This window comes from Labrys okinawensis, assembly GCF_002982075.1.
Classification (GTDB): domain Bacteria; phylum Pseudomonadota; class Alphaproteobacteria; order Rhizobiales; family Labraceae; genus Labrys; species Labrys okinawensis_A.
On sequence record NZ_PUEJ01000009.1, the window covers coordinates 247932 to 270457 of the forward strand.

Annotated in this window: 27 protein-coding genes; 21 read left to right on the forward strand and 6 right to left on the reverse strand. The window is 60.9% G+C overall.

Annotated features, from left to right (window positions below):
- The first annotated feature begins 29 nt into the window (after positions 1-29).
- Positions 30-779, forward strand: coding sequence for an SDR family NAD(P)-dependent oxidoreductase (locus tag C5L14_RS23120; RefSeq protein ID WP_105864425.1), 750 nt, complete (start codon positions 30-32; stop codon positions 777-779).
- A gap of 7 nt (positions 780-786) precedes the next feature.
- Here the strand turns inward: C5L14_RS23120 and C5L14_RS23125 are convergent, their stop codons facing one another.
- On the reverse strand, positions 787-1032 hold the full coding sequence (locus tag C5L14_RS23125; RefSeq protein ID WP_105864426.1) for a hypothetical protein: 246 nt from the start codon (positions 1030-1032) through the stop codon (positions 787-789).
- Between the two features lie 158 nt (positions 1033-1190).
- On the opposite strand from C5L14_RS23125, the gene C5L14_RS23130 reads away from it, so the two are divergent.
- Positions 1191-2204: a histone deacetylase family protein gene (locus tag C5L14_RS23130; protein WP_105864427.1), complete on the forward strand. Its 1014-nt coding sequence runs from the start codon at positions 1191-1193 to the stop codon at positions 2202-2204.
- A 95-nt stretch (positions 2205-2299) separates the two neighbouring features.
- Entirely contained in the window at positions 2300-2491 is a 192-nt protein-coding gene (locus C5L14_RS23135; RefSeq protein WP_105864428.1) for a hypothetical protein, read from the forward strand.
- A 149-nt stretch (positions 2492-2640) separates the two neighbouring features.
- On the opposite strand, the gene C5L14_RS23140 is transcribed toward C5L14_RS23135, so the two are convergent.
- Complete coding sequence (locus C5L14_RS23140) at positions 2641-2877, reverse strand: hypothetical protein (protein WP_105864429.1); 237 nt, start codon at positions 2875-2877, stop codon at positions 2641-2643.
- Between the two features lie 57 nt (positions 2878-2934).
- Here C5L14_RS23140 and C5L14_RS30075 point away from each other — a divergent pair, with 57 nt between their 5' ends.
- A complete protein-coding gene (locus C5L14_RS30075) occupies positions 2935-3135 on the forward strand; it encodes a hypothetical protein (RefSeq protein WP_146127001.1) in 201 nt (66 codons plus the stop codon).
- A gap of 2 nt (positions 3136-3137) precedes the next feature.
- Here the strand turns inward: C5L14_RS30075 and nagA are convergent, their stop codons facing one another.
- The 4 genes from nagA to C5L14_RS23160 form a co-directional block, all read right to left on the reverse strand.
- Positions 3138-4304 carry an N-acetylglucosamine-6-phosphate deacetylase gene (gene nagA, locus C5L14_RS23145; protein WP_105864430.1) on the reverse strand — a complete coding sequence of 389 codons (1167 nt, stop codon included), beginning with the start codon at positions 4302-4304 and terminating at the stop codon, positions 3138-3140.
- Positions 4301-5311: an SIS domain-containing protein gene (locus C5L14_RS23150; protein WP_105864431.1), complete on the reverse strand. Its 1011-nt coding sequence runs from the start codon at positions 5309-5311 to the stop codon at positions 4301-4303. Before C5L14_RS23150 ends, nagA begins: the two co-directional genes overlap by 4 nt.
- A gap of 14 nt (positions 5312-5325) precedes the next feature.
- A complete protein-coding gene (locus C5L14_RS23155) occupies positions 5326-6108 on the reverse strand; it encodes a GntR family transcriptional regulator (RefSeq protein WP_105864486.1) in 783 nt (260 codons plus the stop codon).
- Between the two features lie 80 nt (positions 6109-6188).
- Entirely contained in the window at positions 6189-7091 is a 903-nt protein-coding gene (locus C5L14_RS23160; RefSeq protein WP_105864432.1) for an N-acetylglucosamine kinase, read from the reverse strand.
- 334 nt (positions 7092-7425) lie between these two features.
- Between C5L14_RS23160 and C5L14_RS23165 the strand changes: the two genes are divergently transcribed.
- The 17 genes from C5L14_RS23165 to C5L14_RS23240 all read left to right on the forward strand — a co-directional run bounded on the left by C5L14_RS23165 (position 7426) and on the right by C5L14_RS23240 (position 22423).
- Positions 7426-8682 carry an ABC transporter substrate-binding protein gene (locus tag C5L14_RS23165; RefSeq protein WP_105864433.1) on the forward strand — a complete coding sequence of 419 codons (1257 nt, stop codon included), beginning with the start codon at positions 7426-7428 and terminating at the stop codon, positions 8680-8682.
- Positions 8683-8795: 113 nt separating this feature from the next.
- Positions 8796-9728, forward strand: coding sequence for a carbohydrate ABC transporter permease (locus C5L14_RS23170; RefSeq protein WP_105864434.1), 933 nt, complete (start codon positions 8796-8798; stop codon positions 9726-9728).
- 10 nt (positions 9729-9738) lie between these two features.
- Positions 9739-10578: a carbohydrate ABC transporter permease gene (locus C5L14_RS23175; protein WP_105864435.1), complete on the forward strand. Its 840-nt coding sequence runs from the start codon at positions 9739-9741 to the stop codon at positions 10576-10578.
- Positions 10579-10727: 149 nt separating this feature from the next.
- Complete coding sequence (locus tag C5L14_RS23180) at positions 10728-11729, forward strand: ABC transporter ATP-binding protein (RefSeq protein WP_105864436.1); 1002 nt, start codon at positions 10728-10730, stop codon at positions 11727-11729.
- A gap of 142 nt (positions 11730-11871) precedes the next feature.
- Complete coding sequence (locus C5L14_RS23185) at positions 11872-12834, forward strand: threonine ammonia-lyase (RefSeq protein ID WP_105864487.1); 963 nt, start codon at positions 11872-11874, stop codon at positions 12832-12834.
- Between the two features lie 67 nt (positions 12835-12901).
- Positions 12902-13069 (forward strand): hypothetical protein, encoded by a 168-nt coding sequence (locus tag C5L14_RS30460; RefSeq protein ID WP_181161303.1) that lies wholly within the window; start codon positions 12902-12904, stop codon positions 13067-13069.
- 614 nt (positions 13070-13683) lie between these two features.
- Complete coding sequence (locus C5L14_RS23190; RefSeq protein WP_105864437.1) at positions 13684-14943, forward strand: tyrosine-type recombinase/integrase; 1260 nt, start codon at positions 13684-13686, stop codon at positions 14941-14943.
- Complete coding sequence (locus tag C5L14_RS23195; protein WP_105864438.1) at positions 14943-15434, forward strand: hypothetical protein; 492 nt, start codon at positions 14943-14945, stop codon at positions 15432-15434. Before C5L14_RS23190 ends, C5L14_RS23195 begins: the two co-directional genes overlap by 1 nt.
- A gap of 74 nt (positions 15435-15508) precedes the next feature.
- On the forward strand, positions 15509-15727 hold the full coding sequence (locus C5L14_RS30710) for a helix-turn-helix transcriptional regulator (RefSeq protein WP_105864439.1): 219 nt from the start codon (positions 15509-15511) through the stop codon (positions 15725-15727).
- A 186-nt stretch (positions 15728-15913) separates the two neighbouring features.
- Positions 15914-16159 (forward strand): hypothetical protein, encoded by a 246-nt coding sequence (locus tag C5L14_RS23205; protein ID WP_105864440.1) that lies wholly within the window; start codon positions 15914-15916, stop codon positions 16157-16159.
- Positions 16160-16167: 8 nt separating this feature from the next.
- Positions 16168-16413, forward strand: a complete 246-nt coding sequence (locus tag C5L14_RS23210; protein WP_105864441.1) for a hypothetical protein — start codon at positions 16168-16170, stop codon at positions 16411-16413.
- A complete protein-coding gene (locus tag C5L14_RS23215; RefSeq protein ID WP_105864442.1) occupies positions 16403-17104 on the forward strand; it encodes a hypothetical protein in 702 nt (233 codons plus the stop codon). Before C5L14_RS23210 ends, C5L14_RS23215 begins: the two co-directional genes overlap by 11 nt.
- The gene (locus tag C5L14_RS23220; protein ID WP_105864443.1) at positions 17101-18267 is read left to right on the forward strand and encodes an AAA family ATPase; all 1167 of its coding nucleotides are present in this window, start codon (positions 17101-17103) and stop codon (positions 18265-18267) included. The genes C5L14_RS23215 and C5L14_RS23220 overlap by 4 nt, the downstream gene beginning before the upstream one ends.
- 215 nt (positions 18268-18482) lie before the next feature.
- On the forward strand, positions 18483-18683 hold the full coding sequence (locus C5L14_RS23225; protein WP_105864444.1) for a hypothetical protein: 201 nt from the start codon (positions 18483-18485) through the stop codon (positions 18681-18683).
- A complete protein-coding gene (locus C5L14_RS23230; RefSeq protein ID WP_105864445.1) occupies positions 18676-19275 on the forward strand; it encodes a hypothetical protein in 600 nt (199 codons plus the stop codon). Before C5L14_RS23225 ends, C5L14_RS23230 begins: the two co-directional genes overlap by 8 nt.
- Positions 19276-20235: 960 nt before the next feature.
- A complete protein-coding gene (locus tag C5L14_RS30080) occupies positions 20236-21264 on the forward strand; it encodes a hypothetical protein (protein ID WP_146127002.1) in 1029 nt (342 codons plus the stop codon).
- A 148-nt stretch (positions 21265-21412) separates the two neighbouring features.
- Entirely contained in the window at positions 21413-22423 is a 1011-nt protein-coding gene (locus C5L14_RS23240; RefSeq protein WP_146127003.1) for a hypothetical protein, read from the forward strand.
- Positions 22424-22526: the final 103 nt, after the last annotated feature.

Below are 22526 nucleotides of genomic sequence, written 5' to 3' on the forward strand. Positions count from 1 at the left end.
GGCATTTGGAAGGCAAGGGAAGGACCGGCATGACCACGATCATTCGCTTTGAGGGCCGCGGCGCCATCATCACCGGCGGAGCCTCCGGCATCGGCCTCAAGACGGCTGAGCGCATCGTGGCCGAAGGCGGCTCGGTCTCGATATGGGATGTGGACGCCGCCCGTGTCGCGACGGCTTGCCAGGCCTTGGGGCCGCGGGCCCACGGCATTGCCATCGACATCACCGACGCCGCTGCCGTGGAAAAGGCAGCGCAGCAGGCCGAAAGCCAGCTCGGCCGCATCGACGTCCTGGTCTGTTCGGCCGGCGTGGCCGGCAAGAACGAACTGCTGGTCAATTATCCAATCGAGGAGTGGAAGCGGGTCTATGACATCAACGTCAACGGCCTGTTCTACTGCAACCGCTTCGTCGCGCCGCTGATGCAGAAGCATGGCTATGGCCGCATCGTGAACGTCGCCTCCATCGCCGGCAAGGAAGGCAATCCCACAGCCTCGGCCTATTCCTCGTCGAAGGCTGCGGTGATCGGCCTGACCAAATCTCTGGGCAAGGAGCTGTCGAAGGAAGGCATCACCGTCAACGCCATCACGCCCGCGACGGTCGACACGCCGATCCTCCAGCAGGTCAGTCAGGCCCATATCGACTACATGCTGTCGAAGATCCCGATGGGCCGCTTCGGCACTGTGGAGGAACTGGCTGCCATCATCACCTGGCTCGCCAGCGAAGAGTGTTCCTTCACCACCGGCGCTGTCTTCGATATTTCAGGCGGCCGCGCGACCTATTGATAATATCTCAGGGCCGGCGGGCCATCAGCACCCGCACCAGTATCACGGCGAGCGCCGCCAGCCCGACGGCGGCGGCCACGACGATGACCGCAAGGCTCGTCGTCACATAGCAGGGGGCGGAATTGGCAGGATCCTGCCGGCAGGGAAACCAGCCATTGATCAGCCGTGCCAGATAGTGTCCCCGCGTCTCGAAGAAGACCAGCACGGCGCAGCCGAAAGCCAGCAGCGCAGGGAAACCGGTGCTCGGGCGCATGAAACAAGTCCTTGGGAAACAATGCCGCTTTCTTGCATCGATTGACCTGTCCGGCAGTTTCGCGGGTCACAGCCAGCGGCAATTTGCCGGACACGGCTCCTGCCGGATCGGCTAGACAAGAGGCGGATCGAGTCGCAGCGGACGGAGGAATGGCAGGCATGAAGGTCGTATTCAGCGAAACCCAGAGGCGCCACGACCCGAGCTTCTTTCTGTCGAGCGGCACGCAACGGCCCAATCCGGAGGTGCCGCGCCGTTGCGATATCCTGCTGCGGGCAGCCCTTGGTGCCGGGCTGACGCAGATCGCCCCCGACGATGCCGGGCTGGCGCCCGTCGCCGCCGTGCACAAGCCCGACTATATCCACTTCCTGCGCCACATCCATGCGCGCTGGCGCGAGATCGACGGGGCTTCGGCCGAGGTGATCCCCAACATCCATCCCGATCGCCGCAACGGGGCCTATCCCGCCTCCGCCGTGGGGCAGGCGGGCTATCACATGGCCGACACCGCCTGCCCGATCTCCGCCGGGACCTATGAAGCGGCCCTGGCCAGCGCCCACACGGCCTATCATGCTGCCGGCCTCGTGCTCGACGGGGAACGCGCCGCCTATGCGCTTTGCCGGCCGCCGGGCCATCACGCTTTCGCTGATCTCGCCGGCGGGTTCTGCTTCTTCAACAATAGCGGTATCGCCGCCCAGGCCCTGCGCAGCCGCTACGACCGCGTCGCCATTCTCGATGTCGACCTGCATCACGGCAACGGAACCCAGGGCATGTTCTATGGCCGTTCCGATATCTTCACCGTTTCCGTCCACGCCGATCCCATCCGCTTCTATCCCTTCTTCTGGGGGCACGCGGACGAGCGGGGTGAAGGCGAGGGGCTCGGCTACAATCTCAATCTGCCCCTGCCACGCAAAACGGGGGACGAGGGCTTCCTCACGGCCCTCGACGTGGCCCTGGACCGCATCGCCGCCTTCGCACCGGGCGCGCTGGTGGTGGCGCTCGGCCTCGACGCTTTCGAGGGCGACCCTTTCCAGGAATTGACGGTGACCACCAAGGGGTTTGGCCGGATCGCCGCCCGCATCGCCAGCCTGGGGCTGCCGATGGCGATCGTGCAGGAGGGAGGCTATGTCTGCGATGCGCTCGGCGACAATCTCGCCAGTTTCCTTGGCGAGCTGTGAGGCATTTTTTCCTCCCCCTCGGGTTACGACATTAAATTGCCGGGGTCGGGGCGTAGGTTCGTTGTTGGTTTGGGACGATTGAGGGAGTTGTTCCGATGACCAGTCTCGCAGCCGATGCCAGTGCGCTGCTGGCAGCCCTCTGGATGCCGGCTTTGTTCAAGGTCCTGGCCGCCGATATCATCATCGGCGCGGTCATCCTGTCGGGCTATCTCTGGCACAGGAAACAGGAACGCTGCAACGCCGAGCTGTCCGAGCGCAAATGGGGCGGGCGACACCTGCATGGCTGAGGCCGAGCCTCAAACTCCACGGACCGTTTTCCTTCCAATTTCTCGCCGGCCCGTCGGTATAGCGGCTTATATCAAGCCTCGAAAATAGTGGCCCGCTTGAGTACTCCCAGGAGTACTGGTCCGTGTGTCGGCTTCTTCGCGGGCTGGTGTCAATGCACGACGGCGCTGGTCGCGTTACCCTTGGACATCCATACCACCAATGCATCGTTGAAAGAGGCCACAGCATCGCTGGCAATCGGGATGCGGATGATGGCCCCGTCCGCGAATTCGAATTCGGCCACGGCGAATTGCCGATGCTCCGGTGAGGTCAGGCCGCGAAATTTCGTGAGAAGCGGCGTGACGACCGAGCCGTCGCCGCTTTCGAGCGGGTCCGAAGGATCGCTCATTCCATCATCCAATGCCCAAATCCAGTAATGGCCCTCCCTATGACGAAGGGCTGTGACATGGGCGTGATACGAAATATATCATTTGAGAATTTTGTTGAACTGGATAGACAGCAGAGATATCAGGCTGCCGCAAAGGCAAGAAAAACATACTATGAAGCTGTCGTAACCGCGACTGAGCGTAAGCTGAGGATGAAGGCGCCCTCTGAGCAAATCTTCGCAGAAGGCGCATTGAAAGAAAATCCTAATTTATTGCATTGACGCTACGTATTTGATCGGAAAACAACCGATCCACTGATCCAGACCGAGGCAATCGCCAGATCATCCGTCAGTACCACCATGTCGGCTCGGCTGTCTCGGCCCAGGCGGCCATAATGCCGATCCATGCCCACGGCCAGGGCGGGGTAAAGCGAGGCCATGCGCAAGGCTTCGCCGAGATCGACGCCGATCCGCTCATGCATGAAGCGCACGGCCGAAATCATGTCGAGGTCGGCGCCGGCGAGCGTGCCGTCATCCAGGGTCAGGCGGCCGTTTTCGCGTTTGATCACGCGGCCGTTGAGCGTGAACTGCCGCATGTCCGTGCCGATCGTGGCCATGGCGTCGGTGACCAGGAAAATGCGGCCGGGCGGCCGCTTGGCCCGCAGGGCGATGTCGATCGTGGTGGGATCGACATGGATGCCGTCGGCCACCAGGCCGGCGGAGAAGCCGCCAAGGGCGATCGCGGTGCCGGCGAGCCCCGGCTCGCGGTTCTTGATCTGGCTCATGGCGTTGAACAGATGCGTCGCCATGGATGCTCCCGCCTCCGCCGCCGCGACCACGTCACCATACTCGGCGTCGGAATGGCCGATGCTGACGACCAGCCCGGCTTCGGAGAGCCGGCGGATCTGGGCCGGCGTCACCGATTCCGTGGCCACCGTCGTCAGCAGGACGGGGACTTGGCTCCTGGCCGCGACCAGCCTGGCGAGATCGCTCTCCTCCATCGGTCGGATCAATTGCGGGTCGTGCGCGCCCTTGCGTGAGACGGCCAGGTGCGGGCCCTCGATATGCAGGCCGAGGAAGCCCGGCACCTTCTGCCGTGCGGCCTCAGCGCCGGCCTCGAGGGCCTCGGCGGTGATGGCGGGCGTGTCGGTGATCAGGGTCGCGAGCAGCGCCGTGGTGCCGAACTGCGCATGGGCCGCGCAGATGGTGGCGATGGTTTCGGCGTCGCGGCGGTCGTTCAGCATCACGCCACCGCCGCCATTGACCTGGAGGTCGACGAAACCGGGTGCGATGAAGCCGGCCTCGACCGTCTCGACCGCAATGCCCGCCGGGATGGCGGTGCGAGGCACGATCGCCTCGATGCGCTCGCCATCGACGATCACGGCTGCATCCTGGTGCCAGGCCTCGCCGTCGAAGATGCGCGGGGCCAGCAGGGCCGATTGCGTGCTCATACCGTCTCCGTGACCTTGCGCAGATTGCGGGGCTCGTCGGGATTGAGGCCGCGACGACGGGCAAAGGCCTCGACGAAGGCGTAGAAGGAAGCGATCAGCACCAGCGGGTCGGTCAGCGGGTGGCCGGTGGCTGCGAAAGGCAGGCGGGCGGCTTGCTGGGCGCCGTCGGCGGTGATGAAGGCGGCGGCTCCCTTGGCGGCGAGCGCGTCGGCGGTTCCGATGATGGAGCTTTCGGCCTTGTCGCGCGCGGCCAGGGCGAGCACGGGAAAGCCCGGCCCGACCAGCGCCATCGGCCCGTGCATGACCTCGGCGCCGCTATAGGCTTCCGCGTGCACGGAGCAGGTTTCCTTGAACTTCAGCGCCACCTCGTTGGCGATCGCCAGGGCAGGGCCGCGGCCGAGCACGAAGACCGACGAGGTGCCGTCCAGGGCGTCGGCCAAGGCGGTCCAATCGCAGGCAACCGCCTGTTCAAGCTGGCGAGGCAGGTCGTGCAGGGCGGCGAGCAGCGCTGTGTCGCCGGCCCAGTGGGCGAGGATGCCGAGACCCGCCACGGCGGAATTCACGAAGGTCTTGGTGGCGGCAACGCTCTTCTCGGTGCCGGCAGCGATGTCGATGGCATGATCGGCCGCGAGCGCCAGGGGCGAGCCCGCCGTGTTGGTCAAGGCGATGGCGACCGCGCCGCTGCGGCGCACGGCCTCCGCCATGGCGACGATGTCGGGGCTCTTGCCCGATTGCGAGATGGCGAGACTGGCGGCGCCGGCGAGCTTGAGCGGCGCTTCGTAGATCGAGGCGATGGAGGGGCCGAGCGAGGCGACGGGGACGCCGGTGGTCAGCTCGACCGCATATTTGAGAAAGGAGGCGGCATGGTCCGATGAGCCACGCGCCACGGTGACGAGGACGCGCGGGTCGACGGCTTTCAGCGCGGTGCCGGCCCGCTCCATCTCGGCCGCCGATTGTTCGAACAGCCGTGCGACGGCCTGGGGAATTTCCAGCACCTCGCGGCGCATATGGGTTTGGGATGTCACGGTGCTTCTCCTTCGCTGGGCTCGGCCAGCCGCAATTCCGCCACGAAATCATAGGTATCGCCCCGATAGATCGATCGGGTGAATTCAACCACCTTGCCGCTCGGCAGATAGGAGACGCGCTCGATGTTGAGGCTGGCGGCCCCGGGAGGCACCCGCAGGAGCTGGGCGTCTTCCGGTCCGAGATTGGCGGCGGAGATGCGCTGGACGGCGCGTACCGGCTTGTTGCCGTGCTCGGCAAGGGCCGCATAGAGCGAGGAGCCGACCGCCTCCGGATTCGGCAGCAGCGAGGCGCCGATCGAGGCACGCTCTATCGCAACGGCGGCTTCATTGGCAAAGCGCAGGCGGTTCACGCGCGCCACCATCTCGTTGGCGGTCAGGCCGAGCACCATCGTCTCCTGCGGCGAGGGCACGTAGAGGCCCCGCTCGAGCCAGACCGACTGCACCAGCTTGCCGCGCCGCGCCATGTCTTCGGTGAAGGAGGTCAGGCGGGACAGGGATTGCTCGACGCGCTCGATGCGGGGCGCCACGAAGGTGCCGGAACCATGGCGCTGGATCAGCACGCCCTGTTCCACCAGGTTCTGCAGCGCCTTGCGGACGGTGACGCGCGAGATGTCGGCCTTGATGGCGATGTCGCGCTCGGAGGGGAGTGCGTCACCGGGCGTCAGGACGCCATCCCGGACCGCTTCCTCGATCGATTTGCGCAATTGCAGGTAGAGCGGCGCATTGCTGCCCTTGGCATCGGCGAGGGAGCGGAAGATGAGGTCGACGGCGTCACTCATGGCTTGCCTTTCCAAGCCGAATTCCCGGACCTGTCCCGTGAAGGAGGGCAAGAGTTCGGCGTCACTCAACGCTCTGGCGATCATGGCTGGATCAGCCCTCCTATGCCATCCGACATTGACCGCTCCAGGCCGAATAGTCGGGCAGCCATCGTCACCGCACCGCCCAAAGCGTCCTGCAGGGGCGGCACGAGCCGCTCCCTGTGCCTTGCGGAGAGGCGAGGCCCGATCAGCGTTGCCAGCCCGCCCAATAAGCAACGGGGCGTTGCATTGGCAAGCCCGAGGGCATCCAGCGATGCCTCGACCGCCGCGACGGCTCGACGGACGATTCTGGCCGCCGTCGGATCGCCGCGGTCGAGATAGTCGAAGACCATTGGCGCGAAGGTGCCGAAATCGCGCGGCCGGGCGGCCTTGGTGAACTCGACGATCTCCTGCGGGTCGTCATGGTGGGCGGTCAGCACTGCCCCGACGAGGGGCGAGCGGGGGACGATGCCGTCATAGGCGAGCAGGGTCTCCTCGAGCAGGTCGCGGCCGATCCGGGCCCCGCTGCCCTGGTCGCCGACGGCAAACCCCCAGCCACCGAGATGACGGACCTGGCCCGACTGGCGTGCCAGATAATGGCTGCCGGTGCCCAGAATGCCGATGGCGCCGTCTCCCGCGCCGATCGCGCCTTCCAGGGCGATGAGCACGTCGGTTTCGATGCGGCATTGGTGGAAGGGAAGGCGGGCGAGCAGCCTGGTGGCATAGGCTGCGATATTGGCGCCGGCCATACCGAGCACGATGGGCGTATCCGGGATGCGGGCAGGGTCCTGGCCGGCATTGGCGAAGGCCTGGCTCACCGCGGCCATGATGTTCTCGCAGGCTCCGTCCAGATCCGTGCGGATGTTCGCCGGTCCGGCCTTGGCGCGGCCGATGATCTGGCTCTGGGCCGTTGCGAGCGCAGCCCTGCAGCTTGTTCCTCCGCCATCGATGCCAAGCACCATCATTGCCGTCTTCTCCTATGGCGTGACAATACCAATAAGCTACCACTCGTCAAGGAGAATTCGGGCATGAAAAACAATATGAAGCAATATCAATGATTTAATGGGATTTTGGCGGCTTGCTAAGAAAAGTACCGCAAGACCACTGGACAAGTGGTATTTATTTGGTATTGTCGCGACCGTCGAAGGGGGCATGGCGACGCAGGATCGCCGGGTCTCCGGACAGCGGGCCAGCCGCCGGCCGGTAGGGCAGCGCAAAGCGTGCGTTCCGGTGGGGCTGGATTACCCCGACATCGACCAGAGCCGGCCCTGGCAGTGGCCGGTACAGGGAGGAAGACGGATGAAGAAGCGACTTTTGGCGGCCCTTTTGCTGGGCTCCGCTTTTCTCGGTGCGACGGCCGCCTCGGCCGAGGACGCAACGCTCACCATCGAAAGCTGGCGCAACGATGATCTCGCCATCTGGCAGGAGAAGCTGATCCCTGCCTTCGAGAAGGCAAATCCCGGCATCAAGGTGAATTTCACCCCGTCGGCGCCGCCCGAATATAATGCCGCGCTCAATGCCAAGCTCGATGCCGGTACAGCCGGCGACGTGATCGCCTGCCGTCCTTTCGATGCCTCGCTCGAGCTCTACAAGAAGGGGCAGCTGACGGATCTGTCCGGCCTCGCCGGCATGGACAATTTCACCGACGCCGCCAAGTCTGCCTGGCAGACCGATGATGGCAAAACGACCTTCTGCGTGCCGGTGGCATCGGTGATCCACGGCTTCATCTACAACAAGGACGCCTTCGACAAGCTCGGCCTCAAGCCGCCGCAGACCGAGGAGGAATTCTTCGCCGCGCTCGACAAGATCAAGGCCGACGGCACCTATATCCCGATGGCGATGGGCACCAAGGATCTGTGGGAAGCCGCCACGATGGGCTACCAGAACATCGGTCCGAACTACTGGAAGGGTGAGGATGGCCGCCTGGCGCTGATCAAGGGCACGCAGAAGCTGACCGATGCCGATTGGGTCGAGCCCTTCGTCACGCTGGCCAAGTGGAAGTCCTATCTGGGCGATGGTTTCGAAGCGCAGACCTATCCCGACAGCCAGAACCTGTTCACCCTCGGCCGCGCCGCCATCTATCCGGCCGGTTCCTGGGAAATCTCCCCGTTCGGCGCCCAGGCCCAGTTCAAGATGGGAGCCTTCCCTCCGCCCGTGCGCAATGCCGGCGACACCTGCTACATCTCCGACCACAACGATATCGGCTTTGGCCTGAACGCCAAGAGCAAGAACCCGGAAGCGGCCAAGAAGCTGCTCGCCTGGATGGCTTCGCCCGAATTCGCCACGCTCTACGCCAATGCGCTTCCGGGCTTCTTCAGCCTCGCCAAGAACGAGGTGAAGCTCGACAATGCCCTGGCTCAGGAATTCGTGTCCTGGCGCAACAAGTGCAAGTCGACCATCCGCTCGACCTACAAGATCCTCTCGCGCGGCACGCCCAATCTCGAAAACGAGACCTGGGTCGAATCCGCCAATGTGATCAACGGCGTCGACACGCCGCAAGCCGCTGCCGAGAAGCTTCAGAAAGGTCTCGACAGCTGGTATAAGCCGGCTAAGTAAGTTAGCTCCACTCCTCACCCTCCCCCTCCAGGAGAGGGTGAAGGAGGCCAAGACAGGTCTCCCGTCATATCGCCATCTCCGGCCACAGCAACGCACAGGCGAGGATTGCTGCGATGTCTCTCGAAGATTCCCCGGCCAGAAAAGCGTTCCGCTGGCACATTCCGGTTTTCCTGGCGCCAGCCGTCATCATCTACACGCTGGTGATGATCCTGCCGCTGGTCGGCACCCTGCAGCTTTCGCTGTTCCGGACCGCCGATGGTGCGTCGCATTTCGTGGGACTCGACAATTTTCGCACGCTGTTCGGCGATCCGCGCTGGGCCTCCAGTTTCTGGAACGCCCTGCGCAACAATTGCTGGTTCTTCCTCATCCACATGGTGGTGCAGAACCCGATCGGCGTCGTGCTGGCGGCGCTGCTCTCCCATCCCAAGCTGCGCTTCGCCGCGTTCTACCGCACGGCGATCTTCATCCCGACCGTGCTGTCCTTCGTGATCGTCGGTTTCGTGTGGAAACTGATCCTCTCCCCGCTCTGGGGCGTGGCGCCCTCGATGCTGGACCTGATCGGCCTCAAGAGCTGGTTCACGCCGCTGCTCGGCAAGGAAACCTATGCGCTGACCACGCTCGGCCTCGTCTCGGTCTGGCAGTTCGTGGGCATTCCGATGATGCTGATCTATGCCGCCCTGCTGTCGATCCCCGACGAAGTGATCGAGGCTGCCGAAATGGACGGCATCACCGGCATCGCCCAGTTCTGGAAGATCAAGCTGCCGCTGATCCTGCCCTCGATCGGCATCATCTCGATCCTTACCTTCGTCGGCAATTTCAATGCCTTCGACCTGATCTATTCGGCGCAGGGGGCTCTGGCCGGGCCGAACTACGCCACGGACATCCTCGGCACCTTCCTCTACCGCACCTTTTTCGGCTTCCAGCTGCAGCTCGGCGATCCGAACATGGGCGCCACCATCGCCTCCATGATGTTCTTCATCATCCTGGCGGGCGTGTGCGTCTATCTCTTCGCCATCCAGACGCGGCTCAGGCGGTATCAGTTCTGAGGAGATCGACATGAGCAAAGCCACGCACTCGCCGGCCCGGTCGATCGCCGCCCATGCGGTGCTGATCGCCTACACCGTGATCGCCCTGTTTCCGGTGATCCTGATCCTGATCAACTCCTTCAAGTCGAGGGATGCGATCTTCCGCTCGCCCCTGACGCCGCCGGGGCCGGCAACCTTCGACGCCATCGGCTACAAGACCGTGCTCGCCCAGGGCGATTTCTTCCTCTACTTCCAGAACAGCATGATCGTCACAGTGGTCTCCCTGTTCTTCGTGCTGCTGCTCGGCGGCATGGCGGCCTTCGCGCTGGCCGAGTACCGCTTCAGGGGCAACACCCTGATGGGGCTTTATCTGGCATTGGGCATCATGATCCCGATCCGGCTCGGCACCGTCGCCATCCTGCAGCTCATGGTCGCCTCGGGCCTGGTCAATACGCTGACGGCCCTCATCCTGGTCTATACGGCGCAGGGGCTGCCCCTGGCGGTGTTCATCCTGTCCGAGTTCATGAAGCAGGTCTCGGACGATCTCAAGAATGCCGGCCGCATCGACGGATTGTCGGAATACCGCATCTTCTTCCGCCTCGTCCTGCCGCTGGTGCGGCCGGCCATGGCCACCGTCGCGGTCTTCACCATGATCCCGATCTGGAACGATCTGTGGTTCCCGCTGATCCTGGCGCCGGGCGAGAGCACCAAGACCATCACGCTCGGTACCCAGGTCTTCATCGGCCAGTTCGTCACCAATTGGAATGCCGTGCTGGCCGCGCTGTCGCTCGCCATCCTGCCGGTGCTGGTGCTCTATGTGATCTTCTCGCGGCAGCTCATCCGCGGCATCACCTCGGGCGCCGTCAAATAGCGGCCTCTATTGAGCCGGCTTACGGCAACCTCGTCACCGTCCGCTGGAGCAAAGTGCGTTCAACCGTAGACGCCTGCTCGGTCCCATTCTTTGGCAGTGGATGAAAAAGCGCGCATGCGCCCCACAGTCACAATTCCAGGGGAGATATCATGGGTTCGCTGAATATCGAGAATGTGAAGAAATCATTCGGTTCGGTCGATATCCTCAAGGGGATCAATCTGGCGGTGGAGGACGGGGAGTTCGTCGTCTTCGTGGGGCCGTCGGGCTGCGGCAAGTCCACGCTGCTGCGCATCATCGCCGGGCTTGAGGATACCACCTCCGGCGTGGTGAAGATCGACGGCCAGCGAGTCAACGACGTGCCGCCGGCCAAACGCGGCATCGCCATGGTGTTCCAGAGCTATGCGCTCTACCCGCATCTCACCGTGCGCAACAATATGGGCCTCGGCCTCAAGCAGGCCGGCGAGGCGGCGGCGGAGATCGACAGGCGCATCAAGACGGCCTCGGGCATGCTGGCCCTCGAACCCTATCTGGAACGCCGGCCCTCCGAGCTCTCCGGCGGCCAGCGCCAGCGCGTCGCCATCGGCCGCGCCGTGGTGCGCGAGCCCAAGCTCTTCCTGTTCGACGAACCGCTGTCCAACCTCGACGCGGCATTGCGCGTCAACACCCGCATCGAGATCGCCCAGCTCCACCAGCGCCTCAAGTCGACGATGATCTATGTGACGCACGATCAGGTCGAGGCCATGACCCTGGCCGACAAGATCGTGGTGCTGAATGCCGGTCATATCGAGCAGGTCGGCGCGCCCATGCAGCTCTATAACGATCCCGACAACACCTTCGTCGCCGGCTTCATCGGCTCGCCCAAGATGAATTTCGTCGACGGGGCGCGCCTCGGCGAAAGCGTGAGGACCATCGGCGTGCGGCCCGAGCATGTCACCGTCAGCCGCGAGGCCGGTGTCTGGAAGGGCACTGTCGTCTATGCCGAGCATCTGGGGGCGGATACCTACCTCTATCTCGATACCGAGAAGGCGGGGTCGATCACCGTGCGTCTCTCGGGCGAGTATCGGGTCGAGCCGGGCGAGACCATCCATGCTACGCCGGATCCGGCACGAACCCTGCGCTTCGACGAGAACGGCAAGCGCCTGCGCGGCTGAGGCGCGGGAATGCGGTGTGCCGATCTCGGTATCGGCGTTCTTGGAAACGGTGCGTCCATCGGTAAAGATGCCGGTCGGAAGGCCGGTACACCGCACGGCACATGGAACCCATGGCAAAGCATCGGCCAAGGAGGACAATGTCATGAACCCCGACGTTCTGGCCTCGGCCGCCCGTTCGGTACAGGCTCGCCAGCGCATCAAGGCCCATATCTATGAAACGCCGCTGCTGCCGTCCCGGCAGATCGGTGCAGACATGGGCAGCCGGCTCTTCTTCAAGGCCGAGAACTTCCAGCTGACAGGCTCCTTCAAGATCCGGGGCGCCAGCGCCAAGATCTCCGCCATGGCGCCGGGCCGGCATCTCGTCACCGCTTCTTCCGGCAATCATGGTATCGGCTCTTCCCAGGCCGCCCGGTCCTTCGGGCGGGACCTGACCGTGGTGCTGCCCGAGACGGTTGCAGCCGCCAAGCTTGCCCGAATCCGTTCCTACGGCGTGGAAACGCTGCTGCATGGCGCGGAGACCTGGTATGCGGAGCAGCATGCCCTCGAACTCGCCCGCGATAAGGACTATGAATATATCTCGGCCTATGACGATCCCGACGTCGTCGCCGGGCAGGGCACCATCGGGCTGGAGCTCCTGGAACAGCATCCCGATATCGACAATGTCTTCATCGCGATGGGGGGCGGCGGCCTGATCAGCGGCATAGGCAGCGTGCTGAAGGCTTTCCGGCCGCGCACGCGCATCTACGGCGTCGCCGCGCGCAATTCCTGCGCCCTGGTCCTGTCGATGGCGGCGGGCAGGGTAATCGAAACCGAGCATCTGGAAACGCTGGCGGATGGGGTTGCCGGCGGGCTTGCCGAGGAAACGATCACGCTCGGCTTGGCGCGGGCAGTCGTGGACGAGACGATCATCTGCACGGAGGAAGAGATCGCCGCGGCACTCCGCGATCTCGCCTTCAAGGAGAACATGCTGGCGGAAGGCTCGGCTGGCCTGGCCTTGGCAGGGTTCGCCAAGGTGGCGCAGGCCTGCCGCGGCCAGGTCAATGTGGTGCTGCTGTGCGGGGCCAATTACGACCGGAACAAGCTGGTCAAGGCCGTGTTCGGCTGAAGAGGCGCTTCCGATTCACTGATCGAGCAGGAGCCCTGGCAGTTACGCGAAGGAACCCCCACTGCGTATGGCTGCGTGGGCCTGGCTTTGCGGGATGGCGGTGCTGTCGCCCGCGGGCTCAGCCGAAACAGACGTCAGCGTAATCGCGGTAACAGCGCTGAGAAATAGAAAAATAGACGTGATGAGGATCTTCATTGCTGGAATCCTTGAAAATATTTTTGAAGTAAAACTCTGAAAACTGAAACGTATTCCGCTGCCATGCGAAATATCGCATGAGCTAAAAATGAAATATTATTTCGTTATTGAATAGGAAGGAGCCGAAGCCCTGCCGCTTCAGCACGTGATTATGCACGCGCCATACAAGCCGGAATGCCTTGTCGGTCCTTGGAATTTTTTGAAATCGGCGAGAACCCCCTTCCCCCGAAAACCTTCTGATTCTCCATGAATGTTACTTACCGGTAACACCCTGGAGCGAAATAGTCAAGACTGTCGGGAGGGAAGCGGCCATCCCGAAGCCGACTGAAACGGCAATGGGCGGGAAGCGCCCTAAGAGGCCGTACGAGGCCGAGAGCAACGACATCCTATGGACGGCCAGCATGGCTGGTCTGTGATGGCCGGAAAATCGTGTTGGTTTTTGGAGCGGGCGATGGGAATCGAACCCACGACATTCAGCTTGGGAAGCTGACGATTTAGTTTTCCCTGTGTTGGGTGATCTGTCAATGCGTTGCATAAAGCATTGATATATATCGTGTTAATTTTTCCTCCTATCTCCTGTCCATTTACCCGATTGTAAATCATGGTGGCGACTCGGTGGCGACTCTCTGATAGAGTGTCGTTGGGAGGTGCATCATGCCCGTTCTTAAGTTGACACGCCGATCGGTTGCGAGCCTGCCCGGTGTTGAGCGCCAGACGATATATTTCGACGAAGTGCTGAAAGGGTTCGGCCTTAAGGTCATGCCCTCGGGGTCCCGCTCGTGGATTGTCGAGTATCGCCCTGGGGCCGGAGGTAGGGCGGTGTCGAAAAGGCGCATGGTCATCGGAGATCCCGCCGTCATGTCGCCAGAAGATGCTCGCGACGAGGCTGGCAAGATCTTGTCGCGAGTTAATCTAGGTGAAGATCCGGCCGCGAAGCGGACAGAGGAACGCAAGGCGGAAACGGTGTCGGATCTGCTTGATGCGTACATGTCGGAGCTGATCCGCCCCAAGCGAAAACCGCGAACGGCAGTTCTATTCGATGGCTATGTGACCAACCACATCGCTCCGGCTATCGGGAGCAAGAGGGTGAATGCGATCACCCAGGTGGATATCGCGAGGCTCCACAAAGCGGTGGGCGTCAAGCACAAGACAACCGCCAACCGCATTATGACCTTGCTCAACGCCGCGTTTGCCTTTGGAATCAAGACCGGTCGATTGCCGAAGGGATTTGAGAACCCTGTGGGTGCCATCGCGCGCTATGGCGAGAAGAGCCGTGAGCGGTATCTTACCTTCGATGAACTCGGACGTTTAGGCCATGCCTTACGTCTGGCCGAAGGTGAAGGCATTCCCTGGACCCCCGATCCTGACAAGAAAACCAAACACGCGCCGAAGGCCGAAAACAGGTTGGTGAAGTTCGACCAATTCGCCGTGGCTGGGCTCAGACTCCTTATGTTCACGGGCGCTCGCCTTCGGGAAATCCTGCACCTGAGGTGGAGTGAGGTCGACATGGATCGTGGCTTTCTTTTTCTGCCGGACTCCAAGACAGGAAAGAAGACCATCGTGCTCGGGGCGCCAGCATTACGCATTCTGGCAACGCTCCCACGGCTGGGCATCTACGTCATAGCGGGCGAGACGGCCGGGCAGGAGGAGGAGCGCCCGCGCTCCGATCTCAATCGTCCATGGGCTCGCATCAGCGCCCATGCGGGCCTTGCAGGCGTCAGGCTCCATGACCTCCGCCATTCCTTCGCCAGTGTTGGAGCCGGCAGCGGTATGGGCCTGCAGATTGTCGGGCGACTGTTAGGCCATGCGGACAGCTCGACGACGGAGCGATATGCGCATCTAGCGGACGATCCGTTGAAACGAGCGTCTGATGTGATCGCGGGTCAGATTGCTGCGGCTATGGGGGAGGGGTGATGGACGACGAACTAGACTGGAGGGCCGAGGTTCTGAGCCGCGCTCCGATGCAGGTATCGGATGAGACGACCCCGGAGTCACTCGTCGATGAGATGACAGAGCGGCTGTCGGCTCTCATGGCCTCGTGCAACGGCGTCTATCCCACAGAAGAAGGTTGGCGCCAACTCGCCATCGAACTGGCGCTGAGGTACCATCCCGCATTCAAGATTGAGACGCCGGCTGACCGCACCGGACGGAGCGGTAAGGGTGGAAAGCCTGTGGGCTTCGAGAACTTCGCGGTCCGGTCGGCTATGAAAAATCAGATTGGCAAAGGCCTGACGAGAACCGAGGCGGCGAAGATCGTCGCGAAAATGTTCGGCATAGCTCCGGGAACAGCTCGAAACTCGCTCACGCGAAAAGCGCCTCCGCCAGATTTCCTGGCCCGCCAACCTTATGAAATTAAAGCGGAAAATGCACTTCTTCTCGCAGCCAAGATGCTTGCACAGAAATAGGTGTGTTTATCTGTGCAGGACAAAGGAAGATATTCAGTCCAACGCAACGACAGGCGTTGCGACGGAGGCGAGCAATGTCAAACATTCGAGTTAATGAGGCGGCAAAATATGTTGGCCTCTCCAAGTCCAGTCTCGACAAACTTCGGTGCTTCGGCGGTGGTCCGCGGTACTTCAAACTCGGACGTGCCGTAGTCTACAGCACTGACGATCTCGATATCTGGATGAACGAACGGACTCGCAACAGCACGTGGGGAGCGAACGACAACGCTCAGCCCCAAGCACTAGCCGCCTAAACCAACCCGCCCCGCGCCGATCGCCGTGTGCGACCCCTGGAACACCTGCCGGGGCGTTCCTTCTGAAAACCAAGCCCACCAAAACGCGCTTCGGCGCGAACGATACCGCTCGTCCCGCACGCGGGCAGGGCACCCTTCAACACGCCCCCCTGGGGCACGGCGCCTCTCGGCGGCAAGGAAATCCGCATGAACGCACTCAATGTCCGCCCCTGCTACCGCGGCGGCAATCTCGTCGCTCTGTTCGACGTGGCTGTCAGTCCCGACCTGACCATCCACGATTTGCAGCTGCGCTACGACACCCGCGGCAACTACGACTGCCATTCGCCAAGCCGGCGGGGGCGAAAGGCTTGCCGCCTGTCCCCCGGCCTCGCCGACGTCTTTCGCGACCTCGCAATCGCTGCCGCGGAAGCGGAAGGCGTCAACATCGACTAGGAACCCAAATGCACATTCTCAATATCAGGCCCTCGTATGAGCCTGGCGTGGTCGCACGCTTCGATATCGAAATCACAGAACATCTTCGGCTCTTTGGCTTGATGCTCACCCGCAATCAAGATGGCAAGATGCGCACCTATGCGCCAAATGCCTGCGGTCGGAAGGCTGCCACCTTCCACCCGGTCTTGGCCACACGGATCACCGACGCCGCTGTAGCGGCTCTCAGCGCTGGCGGTGCACGCCATGCAGCCTGAACCCTTCAGCGTTGAAGATCCCGCCTTCCCGTCTCCCTCGCAGATCCCGGACACCCTGGCAGACCACGGACATGACCGTGGCGTTGATGCTTGGCTGGCCTATCACTGGTTCGATCCGGATACCGTCCGTGCTCATTTCGCCATCGGCGAGATGCGTGGCGAGTGGCATCAGTGCGCCGGTTTTCCCTTTCCGGCGACATTCCGACCCAACTCGGCCAGCAAGCTGCGCGCCATCGTCATGCCCATCGATGTTGACGGCCGGGCAGTGGATATCTTGGCTATCGACAAAGCCGACGCCACCCTCTGGGGCGTTGTCACCGGTGCTGCTGCTTTCGTGAATGATGCCGATGTCGAGCGCCATACGTATCTGAATGCAGGCCCGCTGCGCGTGCATCGAAATCCTATGGACTGGCTGAGCGACAATTGCGATGGCGTCATTCCGCTGCGCTCGCGATCGTATACCGAGCTGTACGAGCGCGGCGTTCGTTTCTTCATCGCCGAGACTATCGAGCGCGCGGAGGAACTGGCCGAGCGGATATTCGAGGCCCCACAACGGCCAGGCGAGAGCGACGCCGACTTCAATCGGCGCGCAGACTCGGCCGACAAGTACATTAGCATCGACGACGATGACCTCGATGACGAAATCATCGAGCGTGTCGCCCAGCAGCTCGCCGCGGGGGCACGCCGATGATCGTGATCTCTCTTAAGGAGGCCCGCCAGCGCCAGGACAAGCTTGCCGGTGAGCTTCGCCAGAAGGCCGCCGATATCCTGAATCCACCAGCTGTCGCTACAGATCGATTCAAGCTGACGTGGTTCGATGACATCGCGGACTCGGCTCCCAAAGAGACCATTATCAAGGGCGTCTTTGGGGTGCACGAGTTCACGACAGTGTCAGGCCTCCCCGGCACCGGCAAGAGCGTCATCCTGACCGACATGGCGTGCCATGTCGCTGCAGGTATGGAATGGCACGGCAGGAGGGTGAAGCAGGGCCTCGTTGTCTATGTAGCCGCCGAACGCAAGACACTCACAGAGCGCCGCCTACTCGCGTTTCGAAAGAAGCACGGCGTGAGCAAGATCCCGCTGCTAGTGCTCGGTGGTGCCATCGATCTCACGCGAGACACGGCAGATGCGTCAGCGATTGTCGCAGCGGTGAAGCAGGCAGAATCCGTATGCGGCATGCCATGTGTGTGGATCGTGCTGGACACCCTGACGCGCACATTCGGCGCCGGTGACCAGAACGCATCGAAGGATATGATTCGCTACGTCAAATCCTGCGACGTGATCATGGACGGTACCGGGGCACACGTCAGCGCTGTGCATCACACGGCATGGTCGGGCGAGCGCGGTAAGGGTGCGATCGACCTTGATGGCGCGGTGGATGCCAGCTTCATGGTCGAGAAGCGCAGCGATGGCACATATGCGTTCCTTTGCGATGGTGCCAACGACGGGCCGGAGGGGCTAGTGACCCGGTTCATCATGGAGTCGGTGGAAGTGGGCGTCGACGAGGATGGTGAGCCCACGAGCGCGCCAGTAGTAATGCGGCACAACAATCCTGCTGAAGGGTTGATTGCCAGCCTCAAGGGCAACGCTGCCAAGGCACTTCAGTCATTACGGGACACCATCCGGGCTATCGGCGTCATCCCCGAGGGCACTCACTTCCCCGGCGGAGTTCGTGTCGTCACCGAAGATCAGTGGCGACAGGCCTTTTATAACGCAGTGCCCGACATGAAGCCTGACAGCCGAAAGAAAGCCTTTTGGCGATGCCGCGACCAGATCGTCGGGGAATCCCTGGCGGGACAGGCTGGGCAGTGGTTTTGGCTGACTTCCGACGTTAGCCGGCCAGACGAAACCTAATAAATGTCCCGCAGGAACTTAGTGAAATCAATTGCTTATGACCTGCGGGACATCACGGGACATATCGGGACACGGTAAAAGTGTCCCGGAGCACTTAGCGGGACGGACAGGGACACACCCTTTAGGGTGTCCCTGTCCCGCAGCTTGAAATTGAAGAAATAAAACCTCCCCCACCCCAGCCATCAGCGCTGGCCTAACCCTCCATGGAGCTTCCCATGCCCACCATCTCAATCCCGCCGTATCCCGCCAATCTGGCGGACGGCACCAATGTGCATGTTGTCGGCATCACCCTCGACGGCACGGTTCCTCAATTCATCATAATGCGCCCCGGCGAGAACGGCAGCGTGCGTCCCGATACGACCTATGAGGTTTTCGGCGTATCGCTCGACGACGAACCGGAGTCCGTCGATGGCTGACGAATTCCTGAAATTCGACTTCAGCGCTTTCCAGAAAATGGCGGCCAAGCTCAAGGTCGCGGAACAGCAATTGCCCTTCGCATTGTCCAGGGCGCTCAACGAGTCAGCCTTCGTCGCGCGCTCCACTATGGTCGACGATTGGCCCGGCCGCGTACAGTCGAAGAACAGTCGCTTTCTGGGCTGGGCGCTTGGCGTAAAGAAGGCGACCAAGAACGACTTAACCGTCACGATCAGCGACGAACGTGCTGGGGGGCGCACTTTGCTCAAGCAACTCGCAGACGGTGGCACACACACCGGCCAGGGTCGCCTGGCCGTGCCTGTCGCCGGGCAGCGGCGCGGGGCTCGCGGTATCGTGCCAAGCCAGCGGCCACGCAATCTGAAGCAGGCCTTCCGAAAGGGTGACGTCATTTATGAGGTGGTCGGCAAGGGCAAAAGGAAACGCCTGCGACTCGCCTACGTGTTGAAGAGCAGTGTCACGGTGCCGAAGCGTGTCCCGTTCCGGGAGACGTTCAACGAGGTGATGAAACGCGAGATGGCCGTACGGGCGCCGCGACTGATGCTGGAGGCCATGAAGACCGCGATCCGACGGTGAGGCCGCGTCAGGCGAGCGACCTGCCAAAAAAGTGGCGGGTCCCCCATCCGGCAAACACTCGCCGGTTTCGCCCCACCTCGATCCATTTTTAGATGGAAGATTTTCGTAGAGGCGTGGCGTCGTCGCTCTGGGCCTCAGGCGACAAAACAATCCAGCCATAACAACGGAGCCCACCACCGGGCTCCACAAGCCAACAGAGAGGATATTCTATGGCTTCTATTGATCAAGTTGCAGCCCATCTTAACCTGTCCGCTCGGACGGTCGATCGACTGATCTCCAAGGGCGCGCTGCCACGCGCAAAAGCTGGTGAGCACGACCTTGAGACGTGCCTAAGATCTTATCTGCAGCACGAGCGTGCTCAGGCTATCCGGCGTGTGCTGGAGAGTCGGCCTGATGCTGCCGCTATTTTCGAGTCTCTGCTCGATTCCGTCCGCATGGGCGGTCCCGTGCCGGTTGCTGCCTAACACCGTAACCCCTGCGCAAAAAATGAAAACCCTGCGCAGGGCCTTACAGGCTTAACCACTTGTCACGGTGTGGAAATTTCCTACGGGTGGACACTGGAAGACCTTTTTGACTCTTTCAGCTATCCGGCAATTGCGGTGCTGCGAAACCTTCGTGTGGCCAGCGCAGGGAGCACCTTTGACTTTTCTAGGGGGAGGCCTGTCTTCTGATGGTGCTGGGAGGGCAGAGGAAACCCTTCTGCTGCCTGTGAACTCCGGCTAACGGTTGCTTCTGCCGGGCACCGAAAAGGCGATGACAAGGCGTGCCGGCCGGTTGTTGGCATGCAGAGATATCTTGCTGCGTTTTGCGACAGCGCCGATCTCCAAGTCTTGGGCGAAAGGCACCTTTACTGGTGTACCCAGCATGCACCTATAATCTGTGTATGACGCTTTGATTTTCTTTTGTTTGCGGCCCGTTTCCTTAAATTGTCATCACTGTGAGGCGGTGAGTTGAAAGCAAATGATACGGAAGAACACTCTATTTATAGTCGGTGCCGGAGCGAGCGTGGATTTTGGGTTGCCGATGGGCTCCGAACTCAAAGGCAAAATTGCCGACGCCGTAAACCTTAGATACAATCACTTCGATCTAGTTGGTGGATCCTCTAATATTTCAGAATCAATACTTCATATTGATCGCATAAATAGATCTGGCGATGCCAACAGGCTTGCAGCATCCGGCAGGACTATACATACCGCCATGCCGCAATCCCTATCTATAGACAATTACCTGGAGGCGCACCAAAGTGATAGTAATATTGTACTGATGGGCAAATTAGGTATCGCCTATTCGATTTTAAAAAGTGAAAATGGTTCGAATATATTCTATAGAGATCCAGAATCGAGCAGAATTATACCAAATACAGTGAGTTCATGGCACAACACCCTTTGTCAAATGATGACAGAAGGTGTGAATAAGAGAAACATAGAGCAAGCAATTGAAAATATTTCTATCATTACATTTAACTATGACCGCTGTCTGGAATATTACATATCGCATTGGCTAGCTAATTACTATAATATAGCAATAGAAATATCTCAAAAAATTGTGAATAGAATTCCTATAATTCATGTTTATGGCCAGTGCGGTCGTCTCCCTTGGCAGGAGGGCAACAGTCAAATTGCCACTTACGGAGCTAATGTATCTGGATCGGCATTGCTTGAGATCGCAAAACAAATAAGAACTTTTACAGAACAAATAACGGACGACGATTTCAAGAGCGAAATCAGGAATCTGCTTTCCCGAGCGGATCATATTGTATCTCTTGGTTTTTCTTATGCCCCGCAAAACCTAGCGGTACTCGATTGTACGTACTCGGATTCCGGGCGGGTAAGACGTTTATTCGGAACAACATATGGGATGTCCGCGCAAAACGTGATTGCCATAAATCAAAAGATAAAAAGTGAGTTTGCCATCGCCTGGGAGACCGTCTTTGAATCTGTGAAGTGCAATCAGTTGCTACAGGACAATTGGTATGTGTTGACTAGTTAATAGGAACGGATCTGGAATTTTCTCGCCACTAAATCTTGACTCCTTACGAGTGAGGCCATACTAGATATAGTGCTAAAAGCTTCGATGAGAAATGAATGAGACGACCCCGACCGGATAACCGGCGGGGAATTTTCTTGCGAGGTTTTGCATGCCGAAGACGGCACCGCAGTTTATTGAACCAACAGGTGAAGACCACCGTTACCAGTTGTGGCTGTTGGACCATGCGAATGATAATGGCGAGCGAACTCGCCATCTGCGCCCGGCGCTCGACGAAGCCGTTCGTGGTCGGTTGATGCCCACCCCTGAATTGAATCAGGCTGCTGCTGTCGTTTTGCGGGAACTTGACAACGTGGTAAGTGCGGCAACCCCAATGCCATGGGCACAGACCGACCCCTCCGCCACGCAATGGGGGTGGGAAGCCGAGCGTGATATGGGCACGTCGCCTGAAGGGTTGATTACGGCCTGGCATGTCAATGCGCCGAGCCCGGAATTGTTTATCAATCAGTGGCCCAACGGCGCGCCGGCTAATGACGATATTCCCATGCTCTTGCGCGTCGCCACCGGAAACAGTAGCGCGCCAGCGCGACACAACATTGCAGTTGTTCAGGAAGCTCAAGAGCGCCGCCGCCAGAAGACTAATCGCAAGACGGGTATCGTCATGGTGAAGCGGCGCCAGAAGCAAGACGAGATAACTCAGCTCGTGCAAGTCGGTGAAATCCGCTTTGACGACAAATCTCGCATTATTCCCTCCGACCGGCGCGGGCAGGACTGGACGCGAAAACCGAAGGGTACCAGCAAGAAGAATGGAGCTGCGAAAACAGCGGATGTCGTCAAACTCGACGACTATCGAGGTGCCGCTATTCCGTGGAAGGGCCTTTCGTTCTTGGCTGGAAAGACCGCATCAAACGAGAACGCAACCTATGTCGCCCATGAGCATTGTCCCACTATGCTCTGGCAGCAGCGCGAGGCCGCCCAGGAGCGCATTCGCATTCTGCGACGGCGCTTAGGCCTAGACATGGCCGAGGCCTTGCTCGACGCCGCCACTGGCTGCGAGACCTGGCGCATTGGCAACGGCCGCGGCCCAGATGACTGGCGCGCTGCCGCAAGGGGTAAAAATCTAATCGTCGAAGCCCTGAAAATTTTGTGTGACACAAACTAGGGTTTGCGCCCGAATGCCTGAAGAGCTCCTCGGCTCTTCATCCTTGCAAGACTTCAGCAGCGGCGTCCTTCGGGGCGCCGTTGTCTTTTTAGACCCCACTTTT